The sequence below is a fragment of the Pseudomonas sp. PNPG3 genome (genome assembly GCF_023093815.1).
Taxonomy (GTDB): domain Bacteria; phylum Pseudomonadota; class Gammaproteobacteria; order Pseudomonadales; family Pseudomonadaceae; genus Aquipseudomonas; species Aquipseudomonas asiatica.
The window spans coordinates 24,939-31,260 of sequence record NZ_JALLKV010000062.1 but is presented as its reverse complement, the minus strand read 5'-3'; the positions used below and the strand labels follow the sequence as shown (position 1 = coordinate 31,260).

General features: G+C 62.5%; 6 protein-coding genes and 1 tRNA gene. 1 reads left to right on the top strand and 6 read right to left on the bottom strand.

Going from position 1 to position 6,322, the window contains the following annotated elements; all coding sequences use genetic code 11:
• Positions 1-137: 137 nt before the first annotated feature.
• From MJ643_RS26565 to MJ643_RS26545, 5 genes are all read right to left on the bottom strand, one after another.
• Positions 138-1,844, bottom strand: coding sequence for a SulP family inorganic anion transporter (locus MJ643_RS26565; protein WP_013974017.1), 1,707 nt, complete (start codon positions 1,842-1,844; stop codon positions 138-140).
• 165 nt (positions 1,845-2,009) lie between these two features.
• Positions 2,010-2,083, bottom strand: a tRNA-Gly gene (locus tag MJ643_RS26560).
• 111 nt (positions 2,084-2,194) lie between these two features.
• Positions 2,195-3,082 (bottom strand): (R)-3-hydroxydecanoyl-ACP:CoA transacylase, encoded by an 888-nt coding sequence (phaG, locus tag MJ643_RS26555; RefSeq protein ID WP_023662324.1) that lies wholly within the window; start codon positions 3,080-3,082, stop codon positions 2,195-2,197.
• Positions 3,083-3,530: 448 nt separating this feature from the next.
• Positions 3,531-4,223, bottom strand: coding sequence for a pseudouridine synthase (locus tag MJ643_RS26550; RefSeq protein WP_013974015.1), 693 nt, complete (start codon positions 4,221-4,223; stop codon positions 3,531-3,533).
• 9 nt (positions 4,224-4,232) lie between these two features.
• Complete coding sequence (locus MJ643_RS26545) at positions 4,233-4,445, bottom strand: cysteine-rich CWC family protein (protein WP_015271611.1); 213 nt, start codon at positions 4,443-4,445, stop codon at positions 4,233-4,235.
• Positions 4,446-4,588: 143 nt separating this feature from the next.
• Here MJ643_RS26545 and MJ643_RS26540 point away from each other — a divergent pair, with 143 nt between their 5' ends.
• Complete coding sequence (locus MJ643_RS26540) at positions 4,589-5,041, top strand: hypothetical protein (protein WP_024087683.1); 453 nt, start codon at positions 4,589-4,591, stop codon at positions 5,039-5,041.
• Positions 5,042-5,188: 147 nt separating this feature from the next.
• Here MJ643_RS26540 and MJ643_RS26535 read toward each other — a convergent pair whose 3' ends face one another.
• Entirely contained in the window at positions 5,189-6,295 is a 1,107-nt protein-coding gene (locus MJ643_RS26535; RefSeq protein WP_013974012.1) for an enoyl-CoA hydratase/isomerase family protein, read from the bottom strand.
• Between the last annotated feature and the right edge of the window lie 27 nt (positions 6,296-6,322).

Here is a 6,322-nt window from a genome sequence, read left to right as displayed (position 1 = left end):
CCTGCCCGAATGGCACGCTTGAAAATAAATTTCTAAAGACAGTTGCTCCCACATGTTCGTCACAGGCATTGAGAGCAGTGCAGTACCTATGGGAGCCCGCTTGCCTGCGATATGGCCAGTAGCAGCGACGCAACGCTTCAACCTTGTTCAGCCTGTTGCCCAACGCGACTCCTGTTACGCCAAACCCGATAGGCGCGAATGCCCGCCCGCACCGAGCCGAACAGCAGTTTGTCTTCCATCTCCCGGGCCATCCCCGAGCGCACCAGCATGCGCAGGAAGGTGCCGCGGGCACGGGCGATGGCGAAGAAGATGCCCTGGGCGGCCAGGGTGTCGCGCACTTCGCGCAGGGCGGCGATGCCGCTGACGTCGATGCTGGTCACCGCCTCGGCATCGAACAGCACGGCCCTGGGCCGTTCCTGGCTCTGCACCGCTTCGAGCAGGCGCATCTTGAAGTAGTCGGCGTTGAAGAACAGGATCGCGTCGTCGAAGCGGTACACCACCAGGCCTGGCACGGTGCGGGCATCCTTGTGTTTGCGGATGTCCACCTGGCCTTCGGTGCCCGGCAGCCAGCCCAGCACTGCGTCGGTGGGCTGATAGATGCTGTACAGCAGGCGCAGGATCGCCAGGGTCACGGCAAACACGATGCCGGGCAGCACGCCCAGGCTCAGCACACCGACCGTGGTCAGCAGGCAAAGCCAGAACTCGAAGCGGCTCAGGCGGCGGATATGCTTCAGCGACTTGATGTCGATCAGCCCCCAGCCTGCCATCAGCAGCACGGCACCCAGCGCGGCCTGCGGGATCCACGCCATCGGCGCGGTGAAGAACAACAGGATCAGGGCGATGACCAGTGCTGCGATGATGCCCACCAGTTGGCTCTTGCCACCGACCATGTCGTTGACCGCAGTGCGCGAGTCTGCGCCGCTGATGGCAAAGCCCTGGGAAACCCCGGCAGCCAGGTTGCTTACGCCCAGGGCGACGAATTCGTGGTTGGCGTTGATCGCGTAGCCGTGCCGGGCGGCAAAGCTGCGTGCGGTGAGCATGGCGCTGCAGAAGCTGACGGTGGCGATACCCAGGGCGTCGCGCAGCAGGCTTTTCATTTCTGCCAGGTTACTGTGTGGCCAGGCCAGCTGCGGGATGCCGGCAGGTACCGGGCCGAGAATGGCGACGCCAAAGCGGTCAAGGCCGAGCAGGCCGACCAGCAGCATGAACAGCGCCACTACAGTTAGCGCCGCAGGCAGCTTGGGGTAGCGTCGTGGCAGCCAGATCAGCAGGCCCAGTGCGGCGATGCCGATGAGCAGCGTCACCCAGTGGATTTCGCCCAGGCGCTGGAAGAAGTTGATCAGGCTGAGGATGAAACCGTCGCCCTCGATCTTGAACCCCACCACCTTGGACAACTGCCCGGCGATCAGGCTCAGGCCGATACCGTTGAGATAACCGATCAGGATCGGCCGCGAGAAGAAGCTGGCGATGAACCCGGCCCGGGCTACCCCAGCCGCGATCAGCATTACCCCGACCAGCAAGGTGACGATCACCGACAGCTCGGCAATCCGGTGCGGCTCGCCCATGGCCAACGGCGCCACGGCGCCGGCGATCATCGCGCAGGTAGCGGCGTCTGGGCCGACCATCAGCTGGCGCGAGCTTCCGATCAGGGCATAGACCATCATCGGCAGCACACAGGCATACAGGCCGTACTGCGGCGGCAGGCCGACGATCTGCGCGTAGGCGATGGCAATGGGAATCTGGATCGCCGCCACCGAGAGGCCGGCCTGCAGGTCGGCGTGGAACCACTCGCGGCGGTAGTGCAGCAGGTTGGCAAGGCCCGGTAGCCAGCGGGAGAGAAACATGCGTCGTCCTTTCGAAATGCTTCACGAATCCATCCACGCATTGAAGCGGATCGGCAGGCAAATGGCCATGGGGCAGGTCAAAGGGAGGGGGGAGAAACGAAAAAAGGAGCCTGGGCTCCTTTTGACAGCGATGACGTTGCTGGAACGCCATGCGGGAATGCGATGTGGAGCGGGTAGAGGGAATCGAACCCTCAACTAAAGCTTGGGAAGCTTTCGTTTTACCACTAAACTATACCCGCGTTTGCGCAGCACTTTTTACCAGAACCCTCAACGAATTAGAAGCCCAAGTTATTAAAAAGCTTGTCGGCGCCCCATGGTTTGCGGGTTTGAGCCACAGGACGCCGAGTTGCTCAGATGGCCAATGCATGCTGCCCCTGTTTTACAGGCTGGTAACGTTGACGAGGTTCACGCACGGTTGGCTTCAGGAACCCCAGCATGACACTGCGAGTGTCCTCGCAAGCGGCCTTGTGTTCCATATCCAGGAAGTGGCCTGCATCGCGGATCACGCTGAAGTGGCTTCGGCCCACGTGCTTGCTGAACTGCCGCGCATCTTCGACCGTGGTGTACTCGTCGCGGTCACCATTGATGAAAAGTACCGGGATGTCGATATTGCGTGCACCATCCAGCGCCCGCCCCAGGTCATGTTGCAGCACCTCGTTGATGTGGAAGTGCATCTGCGCATACTCGTGGCTGTCCAGGCTGCTGACATGGCGGTAGTTGAAGCGCTTGAACAGTGACGGCAGGTGTTTGCCGATGGTGTCGTTGATCAAATTGCCGACCTGATAACGGTCGCAGGCGGCCAGGTACTGGCAACCACGGTCCAGGTAGTCGCGCATCGGTTCGTTGATCACCGGTGAGAACGAACTCACCACTGCCTTCTTCACGCCCCGCGGCTGGTGCGCCAGCGCCAGCAGCGTACTTGCGCCACCCCACGAGAACGACATCACGTGGTCTGCCTGGAAGTGCTCGATCAGCTCGAGGAGAATATGCGCTTCGGTCTCCTTGCTGATAAAGCGTTCCTGGCGATTGTGCGGCTTGGATTTGCCAGCGTATGGCTGGTCGAACAGTACAACGTTGAACTGCGGGTGCAGGTTACGTACCGTCTGGGCGAACGAGGCCGTGGTGGCAAGCGAGCCATTGATCAGGATGATCGTATTCTCGGCCGCATCCGCGCGATAGAACTCCGTGTAAACCCGATACTGACCTTGGATATCAAGTACAGCGATTTCTGGCCTCATGTCATCGACTCCTGGCGCAAAAAGGGTATTCGCGTCACCTAGGGTGCACGTTCTTTATGACAGGTAGGCATTTGCCTGAAGAGAAACCGGGGGGCCCTGTGTCGATCCTTGGCACGTGCGTCGACGGTATTGTTTTTGGCGGGCAATTCGCCGTGCCCCAAGGCATCGAGCCCTGGGTGGCCGGCAAAAAGTGTCTTCGACTGCGGTCGTGACTTGGTAGTCACATGCAGACTGACGATTTGGATTCAAGCAGTGGGTCGGGAATCCCGCAAGTGCCGTTCGGGGGAAAATGTGACTTTTGTCGCTGAGCGGTCGTATGACGACCCCTGATCTGTCTGGTCCGGCCTCTTCGCGGGCTCGCCCGCTCCCACAGGGATCACACCAGCCCGGAGGCCTGTGGTGTACCTGTGGGAGCGGGCGTGCCCGCGAAGAGGCCGGTACAGGCTGATTAGACCGTCGCTATTTCATCCGCCGTCAGCTCACGAAACGCCCCAGGCGCTAACCCCGGGTCAAGCCGGATCGCCCCCATGCTCTCCCGATGCAACCCCACCACCTTGTTGTCGAAATGGCCGAACATGCGCTTCACCTGGTGATAGCGCCCTTCGATGATCGACAGCCGTGCCTGGCGCGGCCCGAGGATGTTCAGCTGGGCGGGCAGGGTGGTGAGGTCTTCGAAAGCGAAGTAGAAGCCCTCGAGGAACTTGGCCACATAGTGCTCGCCAATCTCGTCCTCGGTTTGCACCAGGTAGTGCTTGGGCAGCTTGGTCGCGGGCTGGGTAAGCCGGCGTGACCATTGGCCATCGTTGGTCAGGATCATCAAGCCCGTAGTGTTGAAGTCCAGCCGCCCGGCAATGTGCAGGTCCTCACGCAAACCGGCTGGCAGCAGGTCGAGCACGGTGCGGTGTTGCGGGTCCTGGGTGGCGCTGACGCAGCCTGCCGGCTTGTGCAACATCAGGTAGCGTGCCGGGCGGCCAGCCTGCAGCAGCTGGTCGTCCAGCTCCACGCGGCTGAATTCGCGCACTTCGGCCAGTGGGTCGCTGACCACTTGGCCATCCACCCGCACACGGCGTTGCGCCAGCATCAGACGGACTTGCTGGCGGTTGTGGCTGGGCAGGTTGGCGAGGAAACGGTCGAGGCGCATGGCAAACGGTCAGTCGGAAGCGGGGGAGCGAAGTTGTTCTTCGACGGCGGCGCAGCGCGGGCACAGGCAGGCTTTGTCGCGCAGCTCGGCGGGCAGGGCTTCGAGCACGGCAGGGTCGATGGTCACGCTGTAACACCAGCAGGCCTGGGTGGCTCGGCGCGGATCTGCCAAGCTGCACTGGTTGAGGGCGCCACAAGCGGGGCAGTGCTGGTTGTCGGGCATGGCTGCCATTCACCTGTATCAAATTGTTGCAGAAATGGCACTGCACCTTGGTGGCACTGTCTTATTCAGTGTCGATGATCGCATTTCGCATCGACGCTCGCCAGCGCCGCTGTTCGGGCACTCCAGCGGTCCAGGAGGCCGCCATGTCCTATCGAATCCTGTTGATCGCCCTGCTGGGGCTGATGACTTCCGCCTGCGTTCCGTACTACGAGAGCGGGGGCTATTACCGATCGGACCACTACTACTCCGACCGTTATGTGTCACCGGATTATTACCGTTATGACCGCTATTACGTAGCGCCGCAGCCCCGTTATTACTATCAGCCTGCGCCACGCTACTACTACCGCTCGGCGCCCGCGCCTCACTACCGGTCTCATCCACAGCCGGGGATGAAGCAATGGTATGGCAACCCACGCAACGACTATGGCAACCGCCAGCGGTATGACTATGGGCGCGACCGGGATCGTCATGATTATCGCGATGGCAGCCAGCGCTATCAGCAGAATGACCGTTGGCACTCCAGCGGGCGGGGGGATGGTGACCGACGCGGGGATGGGCGGCGTGGGCACGGGCAAGGGGGGAACTGGCAGCGGTAGGTGAATTGAAAACCGGGGGCGCGTTGCGCCCCTTTCGCGACGCAAGGCCGCTCCCACAGGTACGGCGCAGCATTGGAAACCATCGCTGTACCTGTGGGCGCGGCCTTGTGTCGCGATGGGCTGCAATGCAGCCCCAACTTCTCGAAGCTACCCGAGATCCGCCAGCGGATGCCGCCCCTCCCACACCTTGGCAAAATGCGCCTCCACCACCGCCGCCGGCACTTGCGCCACATCGGGCCAGTGCCAGTGCGGCTGGTTGTCCTTGTCCAGCAGGCGCGCACGCACGCCTTCGCTGAATTCCGGGTGGCGGCAGCAGTTCAGGCTCATGTTGTATTCCATCTGGAACACCTGCGCCAACGACAGGTGCCGTGCCCGACGGATCTGTTCCCACACCAGGTGTGCGGTCAGCGGGCAACCTTCATGCAACCGTTGGCCGGCATCTGCCAGCAGCGGGTCGCCGTGATGCTTGAGCCCCTCCAGCGCACGCCAGGCGGCAGCTGCGTCGGCCACGTCGAGCAACTGATCGATCACCTGTCGCCTTGGTAGCCACTGGGCCTCGGGCAACTCGGCGCAGACGCGGTGCTGTTCGGCCTTGAGCAGGCTGTTCAGTTGCAGGGCGGTCTGTTCCTGCCAGTTCAGTTGCAGCAGTTCCTCGATCAGCGCCTCTTGCTGGTACTCGCCCAGAAATCGGTCGGCCAGGCCCAGGTCCAGGGCGTCGTGGGCATTGATCGGCGCACCCGTCAGGCCGAGGAACAATCCCAGCTTGCCCGGCAGGCGGGCAAGGAACCAGCTGGCGCCCACATCCGGATACAGGCCGATGCTGATTTCCGGCATGGCCAGCCGACTGCTGGGGGTGACAATACGCACATTGGCGCCCTGCAGCAGGCCCATGCCGCCGCCCAGCACATGCCCGTGCCCCCAGCACAGCAGCGGCTTGGGATAGGTGTGCAGGGCAAAGTCCAGACGATATTCGGCGGCGAAGAAGGTGGCGGCCAGCGGGGGCACGCTACCAGGGTGGTCGCGGCAGGCTTGTACCAGCGCACGCACATCACCGCCGGCACAGAAGGCCTTGGCACCGTTGCCGCGCAGCAGCACGCAGACGATTCCCGGGTCGCGGGCCCAGGCGTGCAACTGTTCGCCCAATACTTCGATCATCGGCAGGCTCAGCGCATTGAGCGCCTTGGGCGCATCCAGGGTGGCGATGCCGATGCGGGCGCCATCGGCGCCGGTGAGTACCTCGCAATGAATGGCCATGGACTACCTCGCGCAAGTCATCGCCCA